The organism is Candidatus Woesearchaeota archaeon (genome assembly GCA_018303425.1).
GTDB lineage: Archaea > Nanobdellota > Nanobdellia > Woesearchaeales > JAGVYF01 > JAGVYF01.
Genome location: JAGVYF010000002.1, coordinates 1 through 26,431, shown reverse-complemented (window position 1 = coordinate 26,431; position 26,431 = coordinate 1). Strand labels below are relative to the sequence as shown.

Annotated in this window: 31 protein-coding genes and 1 tRNA gene; 19 read left to right on the top strand and 13 right to left on the bottom strand. The window is 32.0% G+C overall.

What is annotated here, in order from left to right:
- Positions 1-59: 59 nt before the first annotated feature.
- Positions 60-314 carry a hypothetical protein gene (locus J4418_00510; protein ID MBS3112553.1) on the top strand — a complete coding sequence of 85 codons (255 nt, stop codon included), beginning with the start codon at positions 60-62 and terminating at the stop codon, positions 312-314.
- Here the strand turns inward: J4418_00510 and J4418_00505 are convergent, their stop codons facing one another.
- Positions 315-2,207 (bottom strand): beta-CASP ribonuclease aCPSF1, encoded by a 1,893-nt coding sequence (locus tag J4418_00505; GenBank protein MBS3112552.1) that lies wholly within the window; start codon positions 2,205-2,207, stop codon positions 315-317. It abuts the gene before it with no gap.
- A gap of 38 nt (positions 2,208-2,245) precedes the next feature.
- Positions 2,246-2,890 carry a proteasome subunit beta gene (locus J4418_00500; protein MBS3112551.1) on the bottom strand — a complete coding sequence of 215 codons (645 nt, stop codon included), beginning with the start codon at positions 2,888-2,890 and terminating at the stop codon, positions 2,246-2,248.
- A gap of 517 nt (positions 2,891-3,407) precedes the next feature.
- On the opposite strand from J4418_00500, the gene J4418_00495 reads away from it, so the two are divergent.
- Together J4418_00495 and pth2 are read left to right on the top strand one after the other, a co-directional pair.
- Positions 3,408-4,493 (top strand): aminopeptidase, encoded by a 1,086-nt coding sequence (locus J4418_00495; protein MBS3112550.1) that lies wholly within the window; start codon positions 3,408-3,410, stop codon positions 4,491-4,493.
- Between the two features lie 134 nt (positions 4,494-4,627).
- A complete protein-coding gene (gene pth2, locus J4418_00490) occupies positions 4,628-4,975 on the top strand; it encodes a peptidyl-tRNA hydrolase Pth2 (GenBank protein MBS3112549.1) in 348 nt (115 codons plus the stop codon).
- Here pth2 and J4418_00485 read toward each other — a convergent pair.
- The 3 genes from J4418_00485 to J4418_00475 all read right to left on the bottom strand — a co-directional run bounded on the left by J4418_00485 (position 4,967) and on the right by J4418_00475 (position 5,768).
- Entirely contained in the window at positions 4,967-5,395 is a 429-nt protein-coding gene (locus tag J4418_00485; GenBank protein MBS3112548.1) for an adenylyltransferase/cytidyltransferase family protein, read from the bottom strand. The two genes, pth2 and J4418_00485, sit on opposite strands and share 9 nt — an antisense overlap.
- A gap of 27 nt (positions 5,396-5,422) precedes the next feature.
- A tRNA-Thr gene (locus J4418_00480) sits at positions 5,423-5,508 on the bottom strand.
- Positions 5,509-5,612: 104 nt separating this feature from the next.
- Positions 5,613-5,768 carry a hypothetical protein gene (locus J4418_00475; GenBank protein MBS3112547.1) on the bottom strand — a complete coding sequence of 52 codons (156 nt, stop codon included), beginning with the start codon at positions 5,766-5,768 and terminating at the stop codon, positions 5,613-5,615.
- Between the two features lie 77 nt (positions 5,769-5,845).
- On the opposite strand from J4418_00475, the gene J4418_00470 reads away from it, so the two are divergent.
- Together J4418_00470 and J4418_00465 are read left to right on the top strand one after the other, a co-directional pair.
- Positions 5,846-6,145 (top strand): hypothetical protein, encoded by a 300-nt coding sequence (locus J4418_00470; protein MBS3112546.1) that lies wholly within the window; start codon positions 5,846-5,848, stop codon positions 6,143-6,145.
- Between the two features lie 172 nt (positions 6,146-6,317).
- Positions 6,318-6,470: a hypothetical protein gene (locus J4418_00465; protein ID MBS3112545.1), complete on the top strand. Its 153-nt coding sequence runs from the start codon at positions 6,318-6,320 to the stop codon at positions 6,468-6,470.
- Positions 6,471-6,612: 142 nt separating this feature from the next.
- On the opposite strand, the gene J4418_00460 is transcribed toward J4418_00465, so the two are convergent.
- From J4418_00460 to J4418_00445, 4 genes are read right to left on the bottom strand one after another with little or no spacing between them, the layout of a single operon-like run.
- Positions 6,613-7,203, bottom strand: coding sequence for a DUF655 domain-containing protein (locus J4418_00460; GenBank protein ID MBS3112544.1), 591 nt, complete (start codon positions 7,201-7,203; stop codon positions 6,613-6,615).
- 48 nt (positions 7,204-7,251) lie between these two features.
- Positions 7,252-7,605, bottom strand: a complete 354-nt coding sequence (locus tag J4418_00455) for a hypothetical protein (GenBank protein ID MBS3112543.1) — start codon at positions 7,603-7,605, stop codon at positions 7,252-7,254.
- 9 nt (positions 7,606-7,614) lie between these two features.
- Complete coding sequence (locus J4418_00450; GenBank protein ID MBS3112542.1) at positions 7,615-7,905, bottom strand: 50S ribosomal protein L21e; 291 nt, start codon at positions 7,903-7,905, stop codon at positions 7,615-7,617.
- A gap of 12 nt (positions 7,906-7,917) precedes the next feature.
- The gene (locus J4418_00445; GenBank protein ID MBS3112541.1) at positions 7,918-8,295 is read right to left on the bottom strand and encodes a 30S ribosomal protein S8e; all 378 of its coding nucleotides are present in this window, start codon (positions 8,293-8,295) and stop codon (positions 7,918-7,920) included.
- Positions 8,296-8,467: 172 nt separating this feature from the next.
- On the opposite strand from J4418_00445, the gene J4418_00440 reads away from it, so the two are divergent.
- The 5 genes from J4418_00440 to J4418_00420 all read left to right on the top strand — a co-directional run bounded on the left by J4418_00440 (position 8,468) and on the right by J4418_00420 (position 14,018).
- Positions 8,468-8,695, top strand: a complete 228-nt coding sequence (locus tag J4418_00440) for a small nuclear ribonucleoprotein (GenBank protein ID MBS3112540.1) — start codon at positions 8,468-8,470, stop codon at positions 8,693-8,695.
- Between the two features lie 29 nt (positions 8,696-8,724).
- The gene (locus J4418_00435) at positions 8,725-8,895 is read left to right on the top strand and encodes a 50S ribosomal protein L37e (GenBank protein MBS3112539.1); all 171 of its coding nucleotides are present in this window, start codon (positions 8,725-8,727) and stop codon (positions 8,893-8,895) included.
- Complete coding sequence (locus tag J4418_00430; protein ID MBS3112538.1) at positions 8,892-9,608, top strand: hypothetical protein; 717 nt, start codon at positions 8,892-8,894, stop codon at positions 9,606-9,608. The genes J4418_00435 and J4418_00430 overlap by 4 nt, the downstream gene beginning before the upstream one ends.
- Before the next feature lie 1,263 nt (positions 9,609-10,871).
- On the top strand, positions 10,872-13,394 hold the full coding sequence (locus J4418_00425; protein ID MBS3112537.1) for a hypothetical protein: 2,523 nt from the start codon (positions 10,872-10,874) through the stop codon (positions 13,392-13,394).
- A 219-nt stretch (positions 13,395-13,613) separates the two neighbouring features.
- Positions 13,614-14,018, top strand: a complete 405-nt coding sequence (locus J4418_00420; protein ID MBS3112536.1) for a hypothetical protein — start codon at positions 13,614-13,616, stop codon at positions 14,016-14,018.
- An 87-nt stretch (positions 14,019-14,105) separates the two neighbouring features.
- On the opposite strand, the gene J4418_00415 is transcribed toward J4418_00420, so the two are convergent.
- Positions 14,106-15,311, bottom strand: a complete 1,206-nt coding sequence (locus J4418_00415; protein ID MBS3112535.1) for a radical SAM protein — start codon at positions 15,309-15,311, stop codon at positions 14,106-14,108.
- A gap of 310 nt (positions 15,312-15,621) precedes the next feature.
- Between J4418_00415 and J4418_00410 the strand changes: the two genes are divergently transcribed.
- The 8 genes from J4418_00410 (at position 15,622) to gpmI (ending at position 21,580) form a co-directional block, all read left to right on the top strand.
- Positions 15,622-16,233, top strand: a complete 612-nt coding sequence (locus J4418_00410; protein ID MBS3112534.1) for a hypothetical protein — start codon at positions 15,622-15,624, stop codon at positions 16,231-16,233.
- A 48-nt stretch (positions 16,234-16,281) separates the two neighbouring features.
- Positions 16,282-16,599 carry a 50S ribosomal protein L44e gene (locus J4418_00405; protein MBS3112533.1) on the top strand — a complete coding sequence of 106 codons (318 nt, stop codon included), beginning with the start codon at positions 16,282-16,284 and terminating at the stop codon, positions 16,597-16,599.
- A 9-nt stretch (positions 16,600-16,608) separates the two neighbouring features.
- Positions 16,609-16,785 (top strand): 30S ribosomal protein S27e, encoded by a 177-nt coding sequence (locus J4418_00400; protein MBS3112532.1) that lies wholly within the window; start codon positions 16,609-16,611, stop codon positions 16,783-16,785.
- Positions 16,786-17,574, top strand: a complete 789-nt coding sequence (locus J4418_00395) for a translation initiation factor IF-2 subunit alpha (protein MBS3112531.1) — start codon at positions 16,786-16,788, stop codon at positions 17,572-17,574.
- A gap of 38 nt (positions 17,575-17,612) precedes the next feature.
- Positions 17,613-17,777, top strand: coding sequence for an RNA-protein complex protein Nop10 (locus J4418_00390; GenBank protein ID MBS3112530.1), 165 nt, complete (start codon positions 17,613-17,615; stop codon positions 17,775-17,777).
- Positions 17,778-18,054: 277 nt separating this feature from the next.
- Positions 18,055-18,831 carry a PAC2 family protein gene (locus tag J4418_00385; GenBank protein ID MBS3112529.1) on the top strand — a complete coding sequence of 259 codons (777 nt, stop codon included), beginning with the start codon at positions 18,055-18,057 and terminating at the stop codon, positions 18,829-18,831.
- Entirely contained in the window at positions 18,831-20,078 is a 1,248-nt protein-coding gene (gene eno, locus J4418_00380) for a phosphopyruvate hydratase (GenBank protein MBS3112528.1), read from the top strand. The genes J4418_00385 and eno overlap by 1 nt, the downstream gene beginning before the upstream one ends.
- Positions 20,075-21,580 carry a 2,3-bisphosphoglycerate-independent phosphoglycerate mutase gene (gene gpmI / locus J4418_00375; protein MBS3112527.1) on the top strand — a complete coding sequence of 502 codons (1,506 nt, stop codon included), beginning with the start codon at positions 20,075-20,077 and terminating at the stop codon, positions 21,578-21,580. The genes eno and gpmI overlap by 4 nt, the downstream gene beginning before the upstream one ends.
- On the opposite strand, the gene J4418_00370 is transcribed toward gpmI, so the two are convergent.
- From J4418_00370 to lysS, 3 genes are all read right to left on the bottom strand, one after another.
- Complete coding sequence (locus tag J4418_00370; protein MBS3112526.1) at positions 21,577-22,638, bottom strand: RimK family alpha-L-glutamate ligase; 1,062 nt, start codon at positions 22,636-22,638, stop codon at positions 21,577-21,579. The two genes, gpmI and J4418_00370, sit on opposite strands and share 4 nt — an antisense overlap.
- 141 nt (positions 22,639-22,779) lie before the next feature.
- On the bottom strand, positions 22,780-23,109 hold the full coding sequence (locus J4418_00365; protein ID MBS3112525.1) for an ATP-dependent zinc protease: 330 nt from the start codon (positions 23,107-23,109) through the stop codon (positions 22,780-22,782).
- A gap of 45 nt (positions 23,110-23,154) precedes the next feature.
- Positions 23,155-24,654, bottom strand: a complete 1,500-nt coding sequence (gene lysS / locus J4418_00360; protein ID MBS3112524.1) for a lysine--tRNA ligase — start codon at positions 24,652-24,654, stop codon at positions 23,155-23,157.
- A 448-nt stretch (positions 24,655-25,102) separates the two neighbouring features.
- Here lysS and J4418_00355 point away from each other — a divergent pair.
- Positions 25,103-26,431, top strand: a 1,329-nt coding sequence (locus J4418_00355; GenBank protein MBS3112523.1) for a hypothetical protein, incomplete at its 3' end; no start/stop codon positions are given.

Sequence of the window (26,431 nt, the reverse complement as noted above, 5' to 3'; positions counted from 1 at the left end):
CAAACCTTTTTTTAAAGCTTCTCCACAATCTTTATATATCCATAAATTAACCAATAATTATGATAAAAATATTAATTATTATTCTTATATTGTTAGTTTTAGTAGCGGGCTGCAGTGAAACTTTAACAGGGTATACTACGGCAAGCCAAGAGAATATTAATTTATTAATTCAAGATTGCGCAAATGCATGCGCCAAATGTAATCCTGTCGCATTGACTGCGCCTTGCAACACCAAATGCAGTGATTATTATGATTTTGGCGGCATTGAAAAAGTAGAAAAATATACTTTACTTTTTGATAATAAATGCAATTAATTATTTAAGACGAATCGTTTCTAAATTTTTAGGCGCAACTGTTTCAATTCTATATATTTTATGGATGCTGGAAGCAAGGTCTAAACATTTTGAACTTTCACCATGGTCAACTATAATTTTTTTAGGTTTTGGTTGTACTTTTCCAACAAAGCTCATCAATTCTTTTCTGTCTGCGTGGCCGCTTATTTCAAGTGAACGGTGGACTTCTAATTTTAGTTCAACAATTTCTTGTTTTCCATTTTCTTTGAATATAAAATCTTTTTCTCCGTTTTTAATACGTCTGCCTAATGTGTTTTCAGGTTGATAACATGAAAAAACTAATGAATGTCTTGGATCATTTGCAAGTTCTTTTAGGTATTGTACAGAAGGCCCCCCTGTAAGCATGCCGGATGTTGCGAGTATTATGCAAGGTCCCTTATCTTCAATTAATTGTTTACGTTCTTTTTGAGAACCAACTTTTTTAAAAATATGAGATAAAAACGGGTTATTATCTTTATGGAAAATTTGTTTTCTAATTATGCTGTTCAAATATTCAGGGTATGCGGTATGAATTGCAGTAATGTCCCAAACCATTCCATCAATCCATACGGGGATTTCCGGAATCTCTTTGTTACGCATCATCTCTTCAATTATAATCATTATTTCCTGGCCTTTACCTGATGCAAGAACTGGCATTAATAGTTTACCGCCTCTAGCTATTGTGGTTTTAATGATATCTTTTAATCTGTCATCAACATCATTTCTATTCGGTGAAAAATCGTCTTTTCCGCCGTAAGTTGATTCAATTATCATTGTTTCTAACCGGGGGAATTTGGTATTTGCCCCTTCTAATAATTTTGTTCTATAAACTTTAATGTCTCCAGTATAAACTAAATTATGCAAGCCATTCCCAATATGCAAGTGAGCCATTGCTGAACCTAAAATATGTCCTGAGTTATATAAAGTAAGTCTGACATCCGGTGTTATATCTGTAACTTCTTCATAATCCAGGCAAATGGTTTGTTTAACCATTTCCTTCACTTCGTCAGAATTGTATAAAGGGGTTTTTCCTTCATTGACTGCAATTTTTACAGAATCCAGCAATATTAAAGACATAACATCTCTTGTTGGCGCTGTGCAATAAATTGGCCCTTTGTATCCATACCGAATTAAAATAGGTATCAAACCAGTATGGTCGAAATGTGAGTGCGTAATAATAATCGCGTCAATTTCGTTTACATTAAATTCAGGTATTTCTAAGAAAGGGTATGTGTCTGCATCAATTCCCGGACTTAGGCCGCAATCAAGTAAAATTCTAGATTCAGGTGTTTGAAGCATGATGCATGACCTCCCAACTTCTCTGCCGCTTCCAAGGTATGTTAAACGTACCCACTCGTTCTTTTTTTCTCTTATCCATCCGTCGTATATTCTATGCCCTACCCTGTCTAAAAATTTTCGGCGTTCTTCGCTATTTTGGTAGAGCACATTTCTTATATCGCTAATTAATTGTGATTTGATTGCAGGGGTTCTTTTAATTAGCGGCACCCATAATGTTTTTTTCCGTATATCTGTGAGAATGGAACCTTGTTTACCTATTGCTAAACCTGGTTTTTCTGTATGTATTATAACTCTGGATCTTTGCGGATCAAATATAATTTCTGAAATTCCGGCTTCTTCTGAAATTAGTTTCTCAATTATTTTTTTTGATTTTTCAGGGTCTAAAGTAATTGAAGGGTCTGGCCTTAATTCTACCCTTTTTTTAAATTCATCAACAACTTGTTTTATTGTTCCTTTATTATCAAAAAAATATTCTTTATCCTTTGTATAAACAACAATGTTGGCTGCTTCAAAGCAAATATCACTTACTTTGTCGTTTGGTAATATTTTTTTAATCTCTTTTAAAATGTCTGCCATGTTTTAAAATACTCCTATAAGAATTTATATTTTAATATTTAAATTGCTTCTTCATTAACTCTTAATTCAGGCAATCTTCGTATTCCATCTTTGGTTATTGTAATCACGTCTATTCCGTTTCCAGATGCGCTGTCTCTTTTTAGTGCGGTATTAACTGATTTTTTTGCGAGTTCTACTGCTTCATCGACAGAGATTTTGGCGGTATAATCCGATTCCAATACACCATATGCAAAAACACTGCCTGAGCCTGAACTAATATAATCCTGAATCTCAGTTAATGAACCATCCGGGAAAATATCATATAAATGGAAATGCCTTTTTTCGTTATCATCAAAACCACCGAGTATAAAGTGCGCAATACCGGGCAACATAGACATTTTCCTAATGTTTTGGTATGTCATGCTAGCCAATAAATTTGCGGCTTCTTTTACTGTACTTGGTCTATATGTTTTTATATCTTTTAGTGTTAATTCTGCTTTTAATATTTTAATGATAAGTTGAACATCTGAAACTGAACCTGCAATTGTTAAAGCGATATTATTCATTATTTTATGAACTTTTTCAGCTTTTTTATCAACGATCATAGTGCCTGCTGTCGCTCTTGTATCCGCAGCCAGCACAATCCCTTCTCTGCATTTAATTCCTACCGTTGTAGTACCTGTTTTTAGTACATTTTCATTCATGTTATTCAACTCTTAAGAAATACTATAAATATTTGTAATGCGAGGTTATTTATAAATGTATCGTTTATTAGGCGCTGTCCGGAGTTGTCTTATTGACAATTAGTATTTGCATCTAAAAAATAATTGTAAGAAATGGTTCTTGGCTAATTTATATTTATATCGAGATGCTAATAAAATACACTTATTTTTTATTTGTCTTTTATTGGTTATTAGTTAGTTAAAAGCTTGTTTGTTAATTGAAATCAGGCACTGTCAATCATAGTTTTGCTCGGTTTGGTTTCTTAGACCATTTTTTATATTTGTTAAATAATTAAATGTACATTTTTTGTAAACATATTTGCGGGAAATGAGATTATGGCGAGTATAAAGTAGGTCTGGTTGGTGGTGTCAGCGAGTTTTTTACAGAGGTTAATAGATTTTTTATAGAGCCATTTATTATTATAATATAATTAGAGTTTAAAACAAAATAAATCTTGTACCGAAAGCTATAAAAACATATCCTTGTTGAAATTATAAAATGGAATCAAAAGAAGTGCTATCTTGGTTGGGTAAAATTGGTTTAATCAATAATACAAAAGAAGCTATATTCTGCTGTGAAAATATTTTAAAAAATTGTTTGTATGCCCAAAAAGGAGATAATGTACTTATAATTGGAGATTATGGCTGTGAGAATTACAATATCTCGAGCATATTAAGCGCTGCCTATCATAAAAGTGCTCAAAATCTTAAATTAAATCCAACAATTATAATGCAAAGTCCTAAACTTAGAGGTGAAGAATGTGATCAAAAGGTAGTTTATGCATTAGCTGATTTGCCTAAAGAAAGCATTGTAATTGTAAACATTTCCGGAAAGTTAGGTAATTTAAGATATTTGGGTAATAGTTTTAGAAAGTTTAATGCAGGTCAAAAACATAAATTTTCATCATCATCAAATCTTGGCATGATAAATAATCTAGATTATCATAAAATTTTGAATTGTTTAGACTTGGATTATAATGACTTGGAAAGAAAAAGTTTAAAATTAAAACAATTGATGGATGAAGGGAAAAAGATTCAATTAAAAACAATAAAAGGCACAGATTTTCAATCAAGCATTTATGGAAAAAAAGCATTAGTAAATAATGCGTTATTTAAAAATTCTGGCGAAGGGGGCAATATCCCTGCAGGTGAGGTTTATATTGCACCAAGAGCAAAAAAAAAAAATTTTGGCACAGTTATTATCGACGGCTCTTTAGCAACGCGTGAAGGAACATACCTTCTAAAAGAACCAGTAACATTAAAAATTGAAAATAGTGAAGTAATGAGTATTACCGGTGGCAAAGGGGCAGAATTATTACAAAGATCTATTAATTGGGCAGATGAAAATTCGGCGTATAAGTGGGGCAATAGAAGAATTGGTGAAATAGGCATAGGCATTAATCCTAAAGCTGAAATAATGGGCGTTACTGTTATTGATGAAAAAGCGCTGGGAACTGCGCATATTGCCGTAGGCAGCAATGCGTGGTTTGGGGGCACAATATATTCCAAGATACACCTAGATCAAGTATTTAGAGATGCAAAAGTTTATATTGATGATGAATATATAGATATCAGAAAGTTATAATATTCAATTAATTTAAAATCTATAATCATTAACTGGGTTCCTTGCGCGGTCATGAATAAATAAAATTCGCGCGTATTGATGCGCATTAATTTAATTGGAAAATTTAAATTAGAACAATAATTTAAAAAATAAAAATGGAAAATTATAAACAAGCAATTTTAATCCGTGACGACCTAAAACTTCCAAAAGGGAAAATGGCCGGCCAGGCAGCACATGCTGCAGTCGAAGCAGTTTTAAAATCAGATAAAAAGAATATTTCTGCATGGAGAAATGAAGGACAGAAAAAAATAGTTTTAAAAGTTAAAGATGAAGACCAAATTTATATTTTAAAGGTTCGGGCAGAAGAAGCCGGTTTAACAACCGCGCTTATCACTGATGCGGGAAAGACCGTAATTGCTCCAGGCACAGTAACCTGTCTTGCAATAGGGCCTGATATCGAAGGAAAAATAGATAAAATTATTGGCGAATTAAAATTAATGTAGATTAAGTTTTGATTGTTTTACCATCTCACTGCTGCTCTGCACTTTCTCGCCACCGACGCTAAATACCATCTCAATACCCAGTTCTTCGCAAAGAGAATATTCAGGAACATTATCGGATTTTCGGTCACTGCCATTAGCAAAAATATCTGGTCTTAACTCACGTAAAGCAGAACACACAGACATATCGCTACAATTAGGCTCATGATTTGTAATAAAAACATCATCAACACAACTAAATCCTCGTAATATTTCTGCTCGTTCAGATTCCGGCATAAACACATATCCTTTTTTTGTCTTTAACCAGTTATAATTATTTAAAATTACAACTAATTTATCTCCTAATGCTCGTGCATTCTGAAACATTCTTAAATGTCCAATATGCACGGGATCAAACCCACCAGATACTGCAATTGTTTTCATTTTTTTGATTCTATCCCAAGTAATAAAAGCCCCCGGGGAGATTTGAACTCCCGACCTGCTGCTGTCTCTGATAGACATACGAGGCAACTGCTCCACGACTAAGCTACAGGGGCAAATTAATTATTAAGTGACCTAAACTCGTTTTGGTTGCTATGTTTTGATTAAACTTTTTTTAAAAGTTTATGCGTCACGACTAAGCTACAGGGGCAAATTTCATCTATAACTTTTTTAAAATCTCTTCTTTGCCGCCTAATGTTTTCTGACAATTAAAACAAATGCTATGTTTTTTACCTTTAATATCATTAATATAAGTTCCTATTAATTTTTTCAGAAAAGTTTCTTCAATATTTTTTTTACAGATTTCGCATTTCATAAGCCTAGTTTAAAAACATCAGATATATAAACTTAACTTTCATAAAGTATATAAACATAACATTGAATTAACCATTGATGCAACCTGCAATCCTAATTGCCTGCCCTACTTACCAGGGTATGAAATATTGTATAAATGAATTTATTCAACGTTTAAATCAATTAACATATCCAAACTATGATATACTTATAGTTGACAATTCAAATACTCTTGATTATTATAATTATTTAAAAGAATTAACAAAATCTACTGAAATTCTCATTTTAAGAGATGATTGTAATCTCCCCGACGGCATGGATAAATTAATCCATTCGAGAAATTTTATCCGAGATTATTTCCTAAAGAATAACTATGATTATTTATTTACCATGGATTAAGATGTAATTCCCCCTAAACATTATTGAAAAATTATTAAAATATGACAAAGATATTATTAGCGGAATTTGTTTTTCGTACTTCTTTGACCATAACAATACTCTTAAATTTTTTCCATTAATCTCTAAGTTTCTTAGCGACTATGAATTTGAAGAATTTAAAAAACAAAATAATTTGCCATTTGACACAAAAAAAACCACTGATTTTAAACGATATGTAAATCCAGATGAACTTAATAATGGTGCATTAATTGAAATTGCATATTGCGGCAATGGATGTTGTTTAATCAAAAAAAAGTTATGGAAGATATTGAATATTCGTTGGTAAACTTAAATGGAAAAAAATTCATACCTTTGATGATATATTCATCTGAGATAAGGCAAGAGAAAAAGGTTACAAGATATTTGCAAATACTCCGGTTGTTTGTATGCATAAATTGAAAGGTAAATATTTAAAAATGAGGTAAAATCTATTGTTCTACAAACAAGAAGTGTTTTTCTAAACCGGCCAATTCTAATATAATTCTTTTTATCACTATTTTTTCAGGGTCAGGCATAAGCTTAACGCGAGCTTTTATGTCTGCAAAAGATTCAAAAGGCTTATCCTTGCGTTCTTCAATAATTTCCCACATATGTTTTTTTCCTAAACCGGGTAATAATTCTAGCTGGTGCATTCTCATAGTTAATGGTTGTGCAGTATTAAAGAAATTAACAAATTTTTGTTCATTTTTTTTAACTATATCTTTAACAATAAATTCTAATTCTGTTTGGGCAGTTTGTGTAAGTTTGTCAAGAGTTAATTTACCGGATATGTGGTGTATTTCATCTCTCTTGCCTTCTCCAATATAGACTTCTTGATAAGGTTGTAAAAAAATGCCTTTTTTTGGAACTAGTTCGAGCAATAAAAAAAAATCTTTTCCCAAAGCTTGAACAATTGCAGTCTTTTTATAACTAGGCCGGTCATCAAAAGGATAACCATGGGGTAAAAAATCCAATACAATTGCTTTTTCCTCTTTAGCTATTTTGCGTTCCATTTTAAATATATAATATTTACAAAGCATAACTCCTATAAATACTTTTATATCAAAGAATTATAGTTTAAGCGCAACTTAATTTGGCGCAAACTCTTTTATTAATTCAACTATTTTTTTAATATTAGCTTGACTTATTGTTAAAATATATCCGGAAAGAATCATTTTTAAATGGTCTTCAGTTACGGGAAGAATATCAATAATTTTTATTAAGTGTTCAGGTTTTAATCTAGGAATCTCTAATCCTTCAATTTTTTTTTTTAATTCTTCAGCTTTTTTAGAGTCTAAAATGCAACCGACTTGATTTAAATAATCATTAGTTCTTGTTGATCTGAAATTTAATTCCCCATCCCTAGTTTTAATAATATCTAACTTAAATTTAACTTCACACATAGAGATTGGAATTTCCGAGATTATTTGTGGTTTTACCATTTTATAGTCCTATAATTTTTTTAAATGAACTGGATGAACAATTAGAGTTTTTATTTTATTAATATCTTTTATTTGAATGTGGTAACATTCGCCGATTTTACTTTTGACTGTGCCAATTTTACCATGATGCCTTAAATGATACATGCCATCAGTTAAACTTGATTCTGTATTAAGCACAACTTTTTCACCAATTGCAAGTTCTTGAAAAAATCTTCGTAAACTAAGTTTTCCCCTATTTCGAATATTCTTTTTTAATTTTCCTCTGGACTTTCTCCTTGAACCGCCTATTCTTTTTGCCATTTTAATTTACTATTAAATTAGTACACCATTTAAAATTCCATCTTGTCCGGGTCTGTTTGTTATTTTTGCCTTTCCAGCTTCTGTTTCAACAATTGCGCCTTTTGTCATAATATTTCTCCTTACAAAGTTTTTATTAGCGGAGTTTTCAATAACGGATATAATCTTTGTTTTTTTAAATTTACCATCAGATCCAACAATATTTAAAATATTTGCGCTCATCAATCTGATTTTGGAGCCTCCCCCTTTGGTTCTAATAACTTTCTTTTTTGAAGTTTCTAGTTTGATTAAAGATGGAGATCTACCAAGTTCATATTTTCGTTTTAAAATAATTTGTTTTTTATATCTTCCGCCTGTTGCCTTTCTTTTAGACCTTGCTTGCACAATTACCATAGTATGTATATGAAAAAAACCTCTATTTATAAAATTATCGGAATTATAGAGTCTATTTAATAAATATCCGTAAAATCATCTTATTGGTAAAATCATCTTAATTTAGCGATAACTTTAAATAAGGAACCTATCTTTTGTTCATATAACCAATATTTTTGGGGAGGAGTTAATAATGGAAACAGCATCAAGACCTTTAGACGCATTAAATAAATCAAGAAATAAAAGAGTAATTGTAGAATTAAAAAATAATAAGCAGTATATAGGTAACTTAAAAGCTTTTGACATACATATAAATGTCGTGTTAGAAGAAGCTGAAGAAAGACTTAATGGAGAATTAACACGAAAATTAGGTACAATCTTTATAAGGGGAGACACGATAACAATTCTTTCTCCAGAATAAATTTTTATAACTTAAAATAGTGATTTACAATGACTAAAGGGACAGCATCAAGAGGAAAACATAGTAAAGGCAAAAGCCATATAAGATGTAGAAGGTGTGGTAAACATAGTTATCATGTTAAAAGAACAGTTTGTAGTTCATGCGGTTATGGTAAATCTTCTAAATTAAAACATTACAACTGGAAAAAACCCGGTAAATGAAAAAGGCTTGTTTTCCTAAAGTTTTAATTGCAATACCTACATATGAAGGCATGAAATATTGCCTTAACGATTTTATTATTGGCTTAAAAAGTTTAATTTATGATAATTTTGAAGTTTTATTTGTAGATAATTCGCATAGTGATACTTATTTTAATCTAATTCAAGAACAAGGATATGCAGTTATAAAATCAAAAAGATTCAAAAATCCTCGCGAAACAATTGTAAACTCTAGAAACTTACTTCGTCAAATTTTTTTAAATGGGGATTATGATTATTTTTTTAGCGTGGAGCAAGATGTAATTTTAACTTCTGAAATAATTCCAACAATGTTATCACTTCAAAAAGAGATTGTTAGCGGAGTATATTATAAGACTAAAGGAGCTTTAGGTTTCAAAGTTTATTATCCTGTATTAATGACTGCATGCGACGAAAATGGGAATATAATAGAAACAAATAAAGATGACTGCTTAATCAGAGATATGTACAGAGAAGAAGTCGAGATTGGAAAACTCATAAAAGTTGAAGCATCTGGCCTTGGGTGTGTAATGATTGCCAGGCGGGTATTAGAAAAAGTGGAATTTAGATATGAAGAAGAGAAAAATGCATATGACGATATGTTCTTTGCAATTGATACGAAAAAACAAGGTTTTCAAATTTGGGCAGATACAGGTTTGAAATGCAAACACATTCTTGAAGGAAAACCGGAATATTAACGATTTGTAGAGATATGTTTAATGCTGTTATTTCCACCGGTTCTTGATTAAGGGTGCATTCAGCAGTCAAGAACTTCGCATGACTTTTGTCATGCCCTTGGTTTATGACCCGTGGTTTCAGCTCGTTTTTACTATATGTTACAATTGTAAGAAGAGTTCTTGGTTAATCATTAGTCTTTGAGAATATTAATTACAGATAATGGACTTTCTGAATATAGCAGTCTTAACAGCGTTGTCCGGAGTCGTTTCACTATCAATTAGTCTCTTTAGATTTAACTATAACTGCAAGAATATTTTGGCTACTTTATGTTTCAAATTATATATTAATATAGAGATAATTAACTTTCTGGACAGCGCCGTCTTAACACAATCTTTTTAAACACATTCAGTTTGCTAATAATATTAGGTATGAACTCAGTTCATGTCTATGTAAATAAAATGCGGGGATGCCGGAGCGGTCAAATGAAACTGGCGTTTCAATACTCTGAAATAAAGTTTTAGACTAAACGGGATAGGCTTAGGTAAGGTGAGCAGAGTCCGAAAGGGCGATGATTTTGAAGAAACCTATTGGCTTAGTGCCTACGCAGGTTCGAAACAACCTTTTTGCCAAGCAAAAGCTTGACTAAAATCAGCGGGCAAGACACAGTATAGCCCACTTCTGATGGTCTACAAGTTGCGAATACCCTGCTCCTCGCATTATTCTTTTATCAAAAGTAAAATCTTATCAAAGCAAGATTTTGTAAAGACCAAGTGAGCAAAGCGAACGCACGTCTTTCGTTTTTCCTATGTTTTTCTAAAAAAGCTATGGAGAATATCTGTTCCTCGCATTTTTTAATATCTAAAAATTATAAAATTAAAAATAAGTTGGCTATAAAAGCATATTTTGGTTTTTTTTATGTTTTTATAAGAAAGTTATAAATAACATTCTTATTTAATAGTCACAGTCACATAAAATAGTCACATAATTATAGATTATTGATAAAAACATTACTTATCACCTATTAGTGACAAATTAAGTTAGAGCCTAAATCTAAGGCGTATAAAGCCTAATTCTAAAAGTAATGTACCTTATCATTAACTGCTGTTGCGAAAGCTTTATAAAATAAAATTTAAAGTTAATACATAGAAGTTAGCAATAGGTAGACACTCTTACCAAGATCATTACCCTGGAAAGAGTTGCCAAAAATCTAACTCTTACATACAACCATTTTTCGCGAAATTGGTTGTATAAAAAATCTAGCTAACATGGAGGTGTTAGTAAACATGAGAACAACTATTAAAAAAGTAATTGCTTTAACAGCTGGCGCAACTATGGTTGGATCCACAATCGTAGGGGCTATGGCTGCTGATTTAGCAAGTTGGCCTGCACCATTCGTAACAAAAGGCGCAGACGGCAAACCTAGTTTTGATGCAATGCTCGTAGTAGGTGATTTACCTGCAGATCCTGCAGATATTATCGGAATTACAGACATCGCAGTAAGTCTACAATTCCAAATGACTGAAAATGTAGCTGTTACTGGATCAACGGACATTGGTTTACAAGGAGATTCTAAAAAAGTTGAGTCTGGTTCTAACAAACTAGAATGGAATGAAACTGTAAGCAGTATTACCACATCTGTTACATCATCAGATTTAAGTCTATTAGCTGATGGAGAATTTTCAAATGAATATGCTTCATCTACTCTTCAACAAACAATTACCATACCATCTAATGGAAGAATGGTATTTGATGTGGACCCTGATGATGACACATCTGCTGTTAAACCCTATTTCAAATTATCAAATGGCGGAGTAGTGTATACTTTTACATTGTCTTTTTCACCTTCTGTTAAAACAGATCATAACACTGGTGGAAACGGCTATTTGGAAGACATTAGAAATAAAAAATTAAGTTTTTTAGGTCAAACTTACACTATTTTAGTAGCAGACCATACAGCTCAAAATAATACAATATTAACCTTAATGGGTGGAGCTGTAACAGATGTAATTGATGAAGGTGAAACAAGAAGTTACACTATTGGTGGTGAACCATATGAAGTTACTGCTTCATTCATCAGTGCCACAGAAGCTAAACTTAAAGTTAATGGTGAATTAACAGATTCATTAACTGAAACAAAAACTTACAAGTTGAAAGATGGCACAGAAGTAGGCATCATTGACATCTTAGGCCAAAATTTAGCTGGAGAAGTTGACAGGGTTGAATTTAGTTTGGGAGCTAACAAATTGCAGCTTACTGATGAAAACACGGTAGATCATGGATTTGGTGGAACAGTTACAATTGGTTCTGAAGAATTAAGCAATGTTAAAGTAAACATTGAAACAAGCCAAGATCAAGGTATTACTTCAGGTAATGATGTAAAACTGTCAGCTATCAAGTTTAACTATAACGCAAGTCAGGATATCTATGTTCCAGTTGGAAGCAGTGCAAGTACAAAAGCTGATGAAGCTGAAAGCCAAGTAGGTTCATTTTTATTATCAGCATTTGATTACAAGTTTGAAGGTCCACAAGTAGGTTCAACTGAAGAAGTTAAATTTTTGCCTAGTGGAAGCAATAACTATAAACTTGAATTTAAAAACAAAGCTGGAGTAAAATACTCTGAATCAGTTGTAGGTTATGATGGCACATCTGTTTATAAATTAGGTAGGTATTCAGGCTCTACATGGTATGACTTAGTATCATCTGAAAGAGAAGCAATTGATGATGAAGATTATTTCTGTGTAAACAAAAATAAATACAGTAGAATCTTACAATACAAAGATGTTGTTCCAGGTGCAAGTGGAAGCGATAATGAAGGAACTCTTAAATTAAGAGATGTTGGTTCAGGAGACACTTACTCAATAAGTTACAGTGGAAGCAGTCTAGGTGGTGATTTAATTTTAGATGGTAATACCTATTCTGTTAATGCGTCAACAGATGCAAATGGAGCTAAGATTTGGGTAGATTTAAACGGTAATGGTGCAAGAATAGACAACTTAACAAGATGTGAGTTCTGGACACAGTTTGAAGCAAATGTCTCTTTACAAGATGAAACATTTACTCGAATTGTTGCTACAAATCCACATTTGACAATAGTTTCTGAAGATGATGAAGATAACTCTAAAGATGTTGTTTATGTTGCAGTTGAAGCAAATTCAGATGGTAAAATTGATTTAGTTAACAACATTGATTGGGCTACAAGTGGTACAGCAACATTAAATGGTAACGGCGGAAACTCTTCAATGAACCAAAAACAAGATGAAAGCAATGTGTATCAATCTTGGACAAACTATGGTATGTTTTTAGAGATGGATAGAAAAGGCACAGGTACAGACACACAAAATGATTTTGTTGTAAAGTATCCTGATAATCAAGTATTTGGAGCTTTCTTTGTAGTAGGTGGAGCGACCACCACATCAGTTAGTGGCGGTTCAAGCACGAATCAAGTGATCCACAGAATCAACGTAGGCGCAACTAAGTTAGCTAGTGCAGTATCAGATGTATCAGCTCAAAACTTAATTGTAGTTGGTGGTCCTTGCGCAAACGCAGTAGCTGCTGAATTGATGGGTAATCCTGAACCATGTGGTAAAGACTTTTCAGCCGGTAGAGCAATGATTAAACTTTACGAAGCAAGTACCGGTAAAGTTGCAATGCTTGTTGCTGGTTACGAAGCAGTTGATACCACGAGAGCTACAAAAGTTGTTGCTCAAAACGGTGGTGCGGACTTAAAAGCTTTGGCTGTTGGTGTTAAAGAAGTAGAAGTTAACACAGTTAATGAACAACCAAGCGTAGTATTAACTACATCATAAGGTTAAAAACCTTTTTTTCTTTCTTTTTTTATTTTTTTAATTAATTCTCCCATATTTTTAATAAAAACCTTTATATATTAGTAAGTCGTATATAATTATATTAAAAAGAGGTCATGAAGATGAAAACATTTTCTAGCCACTTTTTGCGAGCAAAAAGAGGTATACCTGAATATTATATTCAGATATCAAATAAAACACAAAGCTTTGAGGTGATATGAGATGAAATCTCATTTAGTGATTTTAGTTGCTTTACTGGTGATAATCGCGGGATGTACAACACAAACTCCAGTTGAAGAACAACAGGTAGAAGTTGTAGAAGAACCAGCAATAGAAGAACCTGTTGTAATGGCAGAACCAGCGCAAGGATCAAGCAGCAGTATAGACATAACAAGAAAAGCATTTGTACCTGCAGAACTAAGAGTTAAATTAGGTACAGTTGTTACATGGGTAAATAAAGATACAATCGGTCACACTGTTTCATTTAGGGGGGCAACAGGCTATAGTCAATATAGTGGAATTGTTCCTGCTGGAAAAACAATGGAAGTTGTATTCAATGATGTCGGAGAATTTCCATACATTAACGGCGCTTTAGGAATCCAAGGAACAGTCATTGTTGAAGAATAAACTGATTCTTTATTTTTTATTTTTTTAAATTTATTATTTTATTGGTTTAATACCCGCTGCTGCGGTAGGGGTTTTTATTAATTTATTTTATACTTCTTTTGCAACTATAATGTTATGTTTAACCCTTATAATTTTGGCTTTTAAAGTTTGACCAATTTTTTTATCAGTGATAACTGAAACAATTCTTTCTCGCCCGATTGCGAGCTTTTCAGAGTTTAGTTTTCCAAGGGATACAAGTTTAACTTTTATAACTTCATTTTTCTTGAAAGGCACTGGCAACTTTTTCGTATCCCTGACATTAAAACTTGACTTGTCTAATATTAGATTAGTTTGATATTTTGTTTCAAAATTTTTTAATTCTTTATAAAAAGTATCCATTGGCTTTTGTTTAACAGGATTGCGGCCAAATTTATAATTTAGAAAATTTTGAATTGCAACGTATTTAACTCCAATTTCTTTACCAAATTTGATTATATTCGGAATATTTTTATCATTATATTCTGGCACCCATACCGGTGCAATAACAACATCTAATTTTTTAACAGCATATTCTGCCATCTTTTGAACATGTTCACTATTATATTTTCCGCCGGCAATCTTTTCAGCATTGACTGCATCCAATGAATTTATCGAAATATTCAATTGGGTTAAACCCGCTATTGCCAGTTCATTAATTAAACTTTTAGTCAGCATTACGCCATTTGTATTCAAGGATATTCTTTCAATACATTTAATCTTTTTTAAATCTTTGATTAATGGAATAATGTCGGCATATAATAATGGTTCGCCATTTGGACCAATATTAATTTCAATGTTATCAATAGCTTTAAATTTAACAAGTTTTTCTGTTTCTTCAACCATATAATCTTTTTCAATTATAAAGTCTGCAACTTTTTTTGAATTTTTTCCTTCATCAACAGAACAATATATACAGTTTAAATTGCATCCAGTTATGGGTTTTAATTCAATAATTGAACTGTTTCTGTCAATAATCCCGAATGCGTTGTGTCCGATTAACGGAATGCCTGAATTTTTATGTAAATATATTGCAGGTTTACCGCTTAATGAACTTGTTAAGTTAGATATTCCTTTGGTTAAAACTTTGGCAAATTTATTCTCGAGCTTACTTTGGTTAATATCTGCGGATATAGCGCCATTTTCTATACAAAAATCAAAACTTCCTAATTCTTTAACTTCAAAATCAAAATAAAAAAATTTAAGCAGGATGGCTCTTATTTTACCATTCCCTAAATTATTAAATTCTAAAGTTTCATATTGAAGGTTTGATTTCATTAACTAAAAATTTAAGTTGATTATATATAAACTTAACTATATGTTTTACTAAACATTATAGGATTCGATATACTTTATAAATAATTAGCTTTTACTTATCCATGGGAAGTAGAAATTTAATCTAAAAAAAGTTAGTTAATCCCTGTAAACTTGCAAACTTAACTTAATAAATAAGGTAAGTTTATTTTTAAGTATTAGCAGACAGTATATAAGAACTTTATTAAGCGCGCAGAATTAAAGTTCTCGTGGATATATAGTTAACTTTTGAAACGAAGATTTTTGACTTAGGAATTAATAGAAGTGTTAACAGATGAGTGAAGATCACATTAAACTTACATATGAAATTTTGTTTGAAATACTTAGGAGAGAAAAAGAACGTGGAGAATTACAAAAGTTAGATAACACATTCTTTAAAGATTTTAGTGAATATTTACTTGAAAAAAGCGAAATACTTCAAACTGCTGATAAACAGTCGTTATTTGATGAACAAGAAAAATTGAAAACTTTAAATGAAATAACTAATATTAAAAAAATAATCAAAGAGCTATATGAAAAAAGGGAACGAAAAATTATTGAACTTGTAATAAATAAAAGCAGAACTAATTCAAGTTTAATTACTGGTCAAAATTTATTACCTGAAGAAATTTCATTGCATGATTTGTTATTAAAAATGTTAAACGAAAATCGTAAAAATGTTCTGCATTCTACATTAGATATTGAAAAAATTAAGATTAATAGAGCAAAAAAAGAAACTGTGCAAAACATGAAACTGATTAAATTTAAAAAAGAAGTGGATAAATTTGTAGGTAAAGAACTTGAAATTTATGGTCCATTTAAAATCGAAGATGTAGCTAATGTTCCTGTTGAAATTGCTGACATTTTAATACAAAAAGAGAAAGCTGAAGCAGTAAAAGTTGAATAGTAATAGACCACAAGCTTTATAAACGGTACATAACTCCTTAACTAGAACATGAAGATACCTAAACTTATAAAACGATATTGTAAACATTGTAAAACACATTCAGAACATAAAGTTGCATTATCTAAAAATAGAACCAGAAATACTGCTCATCCACTTAGCCAGGGTTCAATGATAAGAATGAATAGAAGAAGTCAGGCTAGGGGTTCGGGTAACCTCGGTAAAGTTTCAAGGGGCGCTTTGAATTCCTGGAAAAGATATAACAAAAAAACAAGTAAAAAAGCAGATTTAAGATTTACATGCAAAGTATGCAATAAAACTAGTCCAAAAAGAAATACTATCAGAACAAAAAAGGTTGAATTCCAATAGAGGTTCAAAATGAAACAAACTGTAAGCAAATTTGTAAAAGTAAGATGTCCTAAATGTAAAAATGAACAGATCATTTTTGGTAAAAGCGCATCATCTGTTAATTGTCTGGTTTGCAATAAAGACATATCACGACCGCTAGGGGGAAAATCCAATATTAAAGCAAGAATTTTAGAGGTTCTTGAATAAATGCTTCTTAAAAAAGAAGGATTTCCTGAAGAGGGAGATTTAGTTTTATCCACAGTTACAAAAATCTATTTTAATTCTGTTTTCGTTGTTCTTGATATTTATGAAAATAAAACAGGTATGATCCATATATCTGAAATAAGTCCGGGCCGTATTCGGAGTTTAAACGATTATGTTACGGTAGGAAAAAAGATAGTTTGTAAAGTTCTTAAAGTTGATAAAAAGAAAGGGCATATCGATTTATCGTTAAGACGCGTTAATGAGATGCAAAGAAAAAATAAAATTGAAGAAATAAAGCAAGAACAAAAAGCTGAAAAGTTAATTGAATTTGTTTCAAAGGAATTAAAAGCTGATGTACAAAAAATATATACTGACGTTTTTGAAGCAATTTCAAAAAAATATGATTTGCTTCACCAATTTTTTATAGAAGTATCAACTGATAAAGTTAATATAAATAAATTTAATATTGATCCTAAAGTAGCTGAAATATTAGAAAGAATTATCCGTGAGCGAATTAAGCCTCCAATTGTGGAGGTTAGGGGTGAATTCATAATTAAAAGTTATGCGCCGGAAGGTGTTGAAGAGATTAAATCTGCGTTAGATAAGGGATGGAAAAAAGATAAAGATGCAATTGAGATGAAATATTTTGGCGCAGGAAGATATAATATTAGCATTAAATCAAAAGATTATAAAGAAGCAGAAAAAATTCTTAAATCTGTTATTGAAATCGTTACAAAAAATATTGAAAAAAGTAAAGGTGAAGTTGAATTTAAACGTATTTATAAAGAATAAATACTCAATATAGTCAGTTCAGGTTATGAGCATAATAAATGAAACACATATTATTCTGTCAAAAATGTGAAATTTATACTTTAAATGAAATTTGCAATAAATGCGGTTCTAAAACATATTCTAAAAAACCTGCCAAATATGCTCCTGAAGATCCTTACGGGAAGTATAGGAGAAAAGCAAAAAAAGAACAGGGATTATTATAATTGAGTAATTGAGCACAATAAGAAAGGTTTAAATTCCTAAATCAATAAAATACACTTATTTTCTACCTGTTTTTGACTTAGTTATTCGGCAGTCAAAAGCTTGCGTTTGTAGCGCTGACTGAGCCGAATGGCGGGCATGTTATCGGTCTGTGACCGATAGTGTCAGTGAGCTTTTGATTGATTGGTTTTCAAAGAAGTAAAGTTAATTTTTCAGTATTTGACTTTTTACTTACAAGGAACACAAAACTTTAAATACCTTAAAACTAATTCTTATTAGATGGTCTGGAAAATAGAAAATATTAATCAAAATATTAAGATTTCTAATCCTATATTTATTGGTGGTTTACCTGGCATAGGCAATGTGGGTAAGATAACAATAGATTTTATGATAAGCGAATTGAAAGCTGATAAAGTTGCAGAATTCACATCTGATTATCTTCCGTATTCAGTTTTTGTAAATGAAGACAATTTAATTGAGATCCCTAAAATTGTATTATACCACAAAAAAATTAAAAATCAGGAATTTTTGTTTCTAACGGGAGATGCCCAACCAATTGATGAGCCTAGCACATACCAGCTATGTTATAAAATACTTGAATTCATAGAAAAGCACCACTGTAAAGAAATGATATGCCTGGGCGGGATTGGACTCCAAAGTGAACCCAAAAATCCTAAAGTGTATTGCACTGCAAACAATAAAAAAATAATTGCGCGATATAAAAAAGAAATAAAACTTAATAATAACATTTCTGGTTTAGTTGGACCAATTATAGGTTTGTCAGGACTGCTTCCGGGTTTAGCTGGCAGAAGAAATATTGACGCAATGATATTGTTAGCAGAAACTTTCGCGCATCCATTATATGTGGGAATAAAAGGGGCTAAAGAGATAGTAAAATTATTAAATCAAAAATTTAATTTTAAAATAGACATAAAAAAACTTGAAAAAGATATTAAAGATATTGAACAATCAGTAAAAAAAAGATCAGAAGACATTAATGCAGTAAGCAAAACATTAAAAGATATACGCACTAAAGAAATAAAATATATAGGGTGATTTTTCTGAAAAATCATATAAAAGTGGTAAAAGCTAGAGAGGTACTTGATTCTAGATTCAGGCCTACAATTGAAGTTAAAGTTTCAACTGAAAATTACAGTGCCAAGGCATCTGTGCCCTCCGGCGCATCAACCGGTAAATATGAAACAGTGGAATTAAGAGATAAAGATGGCAGTGTTAATACTGCAATAAAAAATGTAAATACAATTATTAAAAAAAATATTTTAAACAAAAACGTTACTGAACAGGAAAAACTTGATGATTTGATGTGTAAACTTGACGGGACTGAAAATAAAAAAAATTTAGGCGGAAACGCCATCCTTGGCACAAGCTTGGCGATTGCAAGAGTTAGGGCGCTTGAATTAGGGAAAACATTATATCATTCCATCGGTGAAAATCGTTTGATTCCTGTGCCTTTTATGAATATTATTAATGGCGGAAAACACGCAAAAAATAATCTTCAATTTCAAGAGTTCATGATTGTTCCGCGGTTTAAAACCTTCTCAGAAACTCTGGTAAAAAGTAAAGAGATCTTTAAAGAACTTGGGAAAGTTATAACTTTAAAATATGGTAAACCTACACTTGGTGATGAAGGAGGTTTTGCGCCAAATATATCATTACCGCAGGAAGCTCTTGATTTAATGCAAAAAGCAGTAGATAATTTAGGTTATGCAAAACAAGTCAAATTTGCAATTGATGTTGCGGCTTCAGAATTTTATAAATCTGAAATTTTTGGTCAAGAAGGACATTATTTGTATAATAATAAAAAGCTTGCTCATCATAAAATGATAGAGGTTTATGAAGAACTTATCAATAATTATCCAATCATATCAATTGAGGATCCTTTTGAACAAGAACAATTTGAGCATTTTGCAGAATTTACGAAGAATTTTGGCAGAAAGCTACAGATAATTGGCGATGATTTACTTGTTACAAATCTTGAAAGACTTGATACCGCATATCACAAAAAATCGTGCAACGCATTACTTTTAAAAGTTAATCAGATAGGAACTTTAACAGAAGCGATTGACGCTGGACGGTTTGCTTTAATGAATCATTGGAATGTGATGGTAAGCCATAGATCTGGTGAAACAATGGATACTTTCATATCAGATTTAGCTGTTGGTATAGGTTGTGGACAAATTAAGGCCGGTGCCCCGTCTAAACCTGAACGGCTTGCGAAATATGAAAGATTAGTTGAAATTGAAAAAGAATTAGGAAAAAACGGAGAGTTTGCTAAATTATGACCAGTGAAAAAGCGCCATTAAAACCAGTAATGTTAATTATATTAGATGGGTACGGAATTTCATGGAGCAAGAAAGGCAATGCTGTCAAGCAAGCTAAAAAACCCATACTTGACATGCTTGAAAAAGAAGCGCCGCAATCAGTGTTAAAAGCTTCTGGCAGTGCAGTTGGCTTACCTGAATATCAGATGGGGAGTTCAGAGGTCGGTCATTTAAACATTGGCGCAGGCAGAATCATCAAACAAGAACTTCTTTTGATAGATTCAAGAATTAATGATAAAAGTTTTTTTGAAAATCAAGCGTTGGCAGAGATCTTTTCTAAAAATGAATATGTGCACTTAATCGGATTAGTAAGCGATGGCGGTGTCCATTCTCACATTAATCATTTATATGCATTAATTGATTTTGCTAAAAAGCTTGGTTCAAAAGTTTATGTGCATGCTATCCTAGATGGCCGAGATACAAAACCGCAATCTGCTCAAAAATATATTAGAAGATTGGAAAGAAAACTTAAAGGTATTGGACAAATTGCAACAATTGCCGGAAGGTTTTATGCGATGGATAGAGATAAAAGGTGGGAAAGGACCAAAAAAGCATATGATAATATTGTAAATGCTTCAACATTTTACCATAAAAATGCAAAAGAAGCCATTAAAGCTGCATATAAGCAAGGTAAAACTGACGAATTTATACCTCCAATGGTAGTAGGCAATTATCATGGTGTAAAAGATAATGAGGCTATTATTTTTTTTAATTTTAGGCCAGATCGTGTTCGCCAACTAACCCATGCATTTGTCGATTTAGAATTTAAAGAATTTAAACGTAAATATGTAAAAACTACGTTTGTCACTTTCACTGAATATGACAGGGTATTAAAACATCTTAAAATTGCATTTCCAAAACATGTCCCGGATAAAGTATTGGGCGAGGTGTTAAGCCAAGAAAATTTAACCCAGTTAAGAATCGCTGAAACTGAAAAATATGCGCATGTAACTTATTTTTTAAATGGATTAAATGAAAAACCATTTAAGGGTGAAGACAGGGTTTTAATCCAGAGTCCTAAAGTTAGAACATATGACCTGAAACCGGAGATGTCTGCTCATGAAATAACTAAGGAATTGTTGATGAAAATGTCGTCTTATGATTTCATTGTATTAAATTTTGCAAATCCGGATATGGTCGGGCATACTGGCGTATTAAAAGCTGCAACAATAGCAGTTGAAACTGTTGACGAATGTTTAGGCGAAATTTTAAAAAGGTTAAAAGGTTTGGGGGGTTGCGCAATAATCACTGCTGATCATGGTAACTGCGAGCATATGATAGAAGGGTACAATAATTCAGACACTGCTCACACTTCTAATCCTGTTCCACTTTATTTATTTAATTATAATGCAAAATTAAAACGAAAAGGCATACTTGCTGATGTTGCGCCCACATTATTAGAAATTTTAAACATCAAAAAGCCTGAAGAAATGACTGGTGAAAGTTTGATTATCAAAGATTAGATGCGTTCAATAATTAATTTTCCTTTTTTAACTTCAAATATTAACTCTTCATCTTCTCTGAACGATGTTGCGTTGGTTAAAAATTCAGGCAGAATAATTTTACCGTTGCGAATTTTGATATTGACTGATAAATGTTTAGATTGGTTGCTTATTTTTAAATTGGGCAATAGTTTAGAATCAATTTTTTTTAGGTTTATTGTTTTTACAGCTAAAAATTTAGCAATTTTATCTGCAACGTTTATACCTGTTGCAGCAGTTATGCCTTGTAATCCGGGTGAAGAGTTAACTTCCAAAACAACCGGACCGTGCCCGCTTTCCATTAAATCCACTGCAATAATGTCAGCGTTTACAGCTCGTGCAGCTGCAATTGCCGAATGTTTAAATTTTGCAGGCAAATCAAAAGGCACGCAAGAACCTCCCGCATGAACATTGGAACGATTTTCACCTTTAGCGGCAATCCTTTTCATTGAAGCCACAACTTCATCACCGACAACAATTGCTCTGTAATCTGAACCATCGTTATCAATAAATTCCTGAATCAAGAAAGGCTGTTTTAAAGCAGTAAACGCATCAACTAATGCAGATGCGCTTGCATATGATTCGGCAAACATTACGCCTTTACCATGCGTACCCTCTGGAAATTTTAATACTATTGGATATTTAATGCGTTTCAACATATGTTTACCTGTTTCAAGGTTAGAAACAAGATAAGTGCATGGCATAGGTACACCTGCTTTTTGTAAATATAAATTGGTTAATAATTTATCATGCGCAATTGTAAATACTGATGACTTTAAAGGCAAATATATCCTTTCTTTTTGTTCTAAAATTGAAGAAATACATCTTAATAATTGCGCATATTTGCCTGAACCTCTCACATACACACAATCATAATCTCCTAATTCTTCGCCGTCATAAAAAATCTGAGACTCTTTGTGATCAATTGTAACTTCAAACTTTCTTAACTGTAAAAAGTCTACTTTATCAAAGTATTTTTTTAATTCGTTAGAAATCCACTGTGAACTTACACTTCCTAATGATATAATTGCAGCTTTCAAATATTTCACCAATCATGACAAAATCATTTAATATATTTATTAAAGAGGAATATTATTTGTAAAAATAATATTAGCCAATTATTCTTAACAATTATTTGAATTATTTCAGTCAGATTATTTTATAAATTTTCTATATCAATCTTATTTTAATGGATCAATCAAAAAATTTCCTTGCTTCAATACGTCATGTCCGATTAACAAAAGATATTTCATTTTGCTGCGGTCATAAACAGTAATCTGTGTTTTAATTACTTGATTCCCCATCTCAATAACAACATTTGCCAGGGGACGTTTAGTTAAACCATTAGCAGATCTAATTTTTTGTGTTTCCCCGCTTAGTTTAATACCCAATTCAACAGCCAATTCATCATGAATTGAACTGCGTTCTGCGCCAGTATCAATGCGGGCCATAACCTTTCGGCCCATTATTATCACTGGCTCAATTAAGCCAAGCTGAGCTCTATTAACCATTATATCATTAGAAACAAGTTTTTCATTTATAAGGATTGTGGTGTTCTATTCACCATTACTTTCTTCTTTCATAAACGGAAATAAAATAACGTCTCTTATACTGGCAGAATTAGTTAATATCATTACCATCCTGTCAATTCCAATACCAACTCCGCCAGTTGGCGGCATTCCATATTCAATTGCGCGCACAAAATCTTCATCGTAAGGATGCGCTTCTTCTGAACCATTTTGTAGCTGTTCTGCTTGTTGTTCAAGCAACATCTTTTGCATTATTGGATCGTTTAATTCAGAATAACCATTTGCAATTTCCATACCCGCAATGTAAGGTTCAAACCTTTCAACTGTAGTTTCGTCGCCATTACGAAGAGTTTTACATAAAGGTGTAGATTCAACTGGATGATGCATAATAAATACCGGCTGGATTAGTTTATCTTCGCATAATTCTTCAAAGATTTGTTGAATCATCATGCCGCGACTTAAATCGCCTTTAACTTCGATATTATAATTTCTAATTATTTCTTTTAATTCTTCATCTGATGCTTTAGAAATATCGGTAATTCCACTGTTTTGCAAACCCGCAAACTTGTTAACAGCTTCAATCATAGTCATACGTTTCCAGGGAGTTTTAACATCAATATTATGCTCTCCAAATTTAAATTTAGTAGAACCATGCAGTTCTTTTGCAGCCATTTCATATATTTTTTCGACATGTTTCATCATGTGTTCATAATCTACATAGGCTTCATACATCTCAATCTGAGTAAATTCAGGGTTATGTGTTTTATCAATACCTTCATTTCTAAAGTCGCGCGCAAATTCGTAAACTTTATCGAACCCGCCAACGATTAACCTTTTCAAATAAAGTTCATTTGAAATACGCAAATATATAGGCATATTCAAAGCATGTAAATGACTTTTGAAAGGTCTTGCAGCAGCTCCGCCATATATTGGCTGTAAACAGGGAGTATCAACTTCTAAAGCTCCATAGTCATCAAAATATTTTCTTATTAAACCAATTATTTTTGCCCTGCTTATAAAAACATCTTTAACTTCGGGGTTCATAATTAAATCTACATATCTCATTCTGTATCGAAGTTCAGGGTCCTTTAGCCCGTGAAATTTTTCAGGCAATGGGCGTAAAGTTTTTGTTAAAATTTGCAAATCTTGGACTTCAATAGTAACCTCACCCAATTTTGTCTTGAAAACTTTGCCAGATATACCTATAAAATCTCCAATATCTATATATTTTAATAAATCATATTTTTCTTTTAAGCCGTCCTCACGTAAATATATCTGCACTTTTCCATCTCGGTCTTGAATATGCGCAAATGCGGCTTTACCCATTTTACGCAATTGCAAAATTCTGCCTGCTACAACAACAACTTCTTCAGATTTATTTCCATGTTCAAGTTTGGAATACTTTTTATTTATATAACTAGACAAATGTTTTCTATCGAATTTGTATGGATAAGGATTTATACCCAATTCACGTAATTTACGTAATTTTTCTTTCCTCTCCTTGATTAAAACATTGTCTTCTTCCATTAGTCCAAATAAATACACCCACTATTATAAATGTTCCTATGGGGATATTGTCCATTTATTGGAACTTTGCCTTGCTTATTACTCATAACAATATCTCCCTAAGATTATAAGTTAAGTAGTGTCATTAATCGTAATACTTCAGCTTTGTGAAGCAATTGAACAAAGTTAGCGTCAGTTTGCACCTTAAACCGATTATATAAGGTAATAAAAATACCCCCTATAGCAAGTCATATTTGATTTTAAACTTCATGCGTTTAATTAATTGTTGTAGCAAGTTACTGGCTATTAAACCCATGAAGTAACCATAGGTTACTAATCTATTAAGTAGTAGTGTCTCATTGGAAGATGCTAACTTTTGTATTGAAGCTTCACTTTACTAAAGTATTACTATGGGGCGTTAGACAAATGGATAGTTATATAAACTTTAGAAATATATTAATTTTAATAGGTGGTAGAAATTAATATATACAAATTACACAAATCCAAAGTTGGCTTATTGTTTATGGTATTATCAGTTGTTGTTATCCATTTAACAGTTGTTGTTTCTGGTACGGTAAATCAACCATTGTTGGCTGATACAGTAAATGGTCAGTCAATAGATACACCTGATGCTCAATCTTTTTTAGATAGATATAGTGAAGTTTATGAAAAGGTTAATTTTGAACCTGTTGTAGACAGCTCAGCTTATCAAATGCTTATCGGCAATGAAATGGATAATATCAAAGGTTATGAATTATCTGGTAAGAATTATATTGTTCATTTATTAAATTGTGAGAAAAGTTCTAATAGTTGTATTTTTAGGATTAATGGTGTAAATACTAGACGTCTTTATTCATCTGAAGTTAAAGAGGATAATTTGGCTAAAGAGTTTAACATTGATGGGAAATATAAACTTAAAATTAATTCTGTAGAGTTTGATTATTGCGGAGATATTGTATATTGTAATCTGCAATATCCTTGTGATCTTAAAGATTCTGATAATGGTATCAATTATAATGTTTTTGGAAAAATTTTAAAAAATGGAACTTCAATTGGAGTTGATAACTGCAAAGAAGGAGAATTTGGGCCTGCAATGGATAGTGCAAATGGCCTTTGGGAAAATTATGTAAATCGTAATTGCCAGCAACAGCATAAATTTTATATTTGTCCAAATGGTTGCAAAAACGGTGCATGTGTGCCTCCAGAACAAGAACTTAACTGTAATGTAATTGATGTACTGGATGAAGGAGAAACAAGGACATATGAAGCGTCGCTTAAAGAGTATGAGGTTTCAGCATTATTAGTTAATAGTGATGAAGTAAAATTAATTGTTAATGGCGAACTAACAGATTTACTTAGTGAATCAGAAGCATATCTTCTAAAAGACGATACTAAAATTTCAATCGTTGATATCAAAAGCCAAAATTTGGCAGGTGAAGTTGACAGGGTAGAGTTTTGTTTAAGAGTGTTCAACGAATGTTCAGATTCAGACAGCGGTAAAAATTTCTATGAAAGAGGAGTCACTGAATACAGAAAAGGAGAAAATCAATACTCAAATGTAGAAATTTGTACTTACACAAAAGCAGGACCAACAACGGGTGAAATTGGTGACTCTGTAATAGAATCATGGTGTGAGTATGGTGAATATAGAGTTGAAACAATCCCTTGCGAATTCGGCTGTAAATCAGGCGCTTGCCTAAAATCACCTATTGATTTAGGTGGACAATGTGGAGACAATATCTGTGAGGGGAATGAATGCAATACATGTGTACAAGACTGCGGACCTGCGCAATGTCTT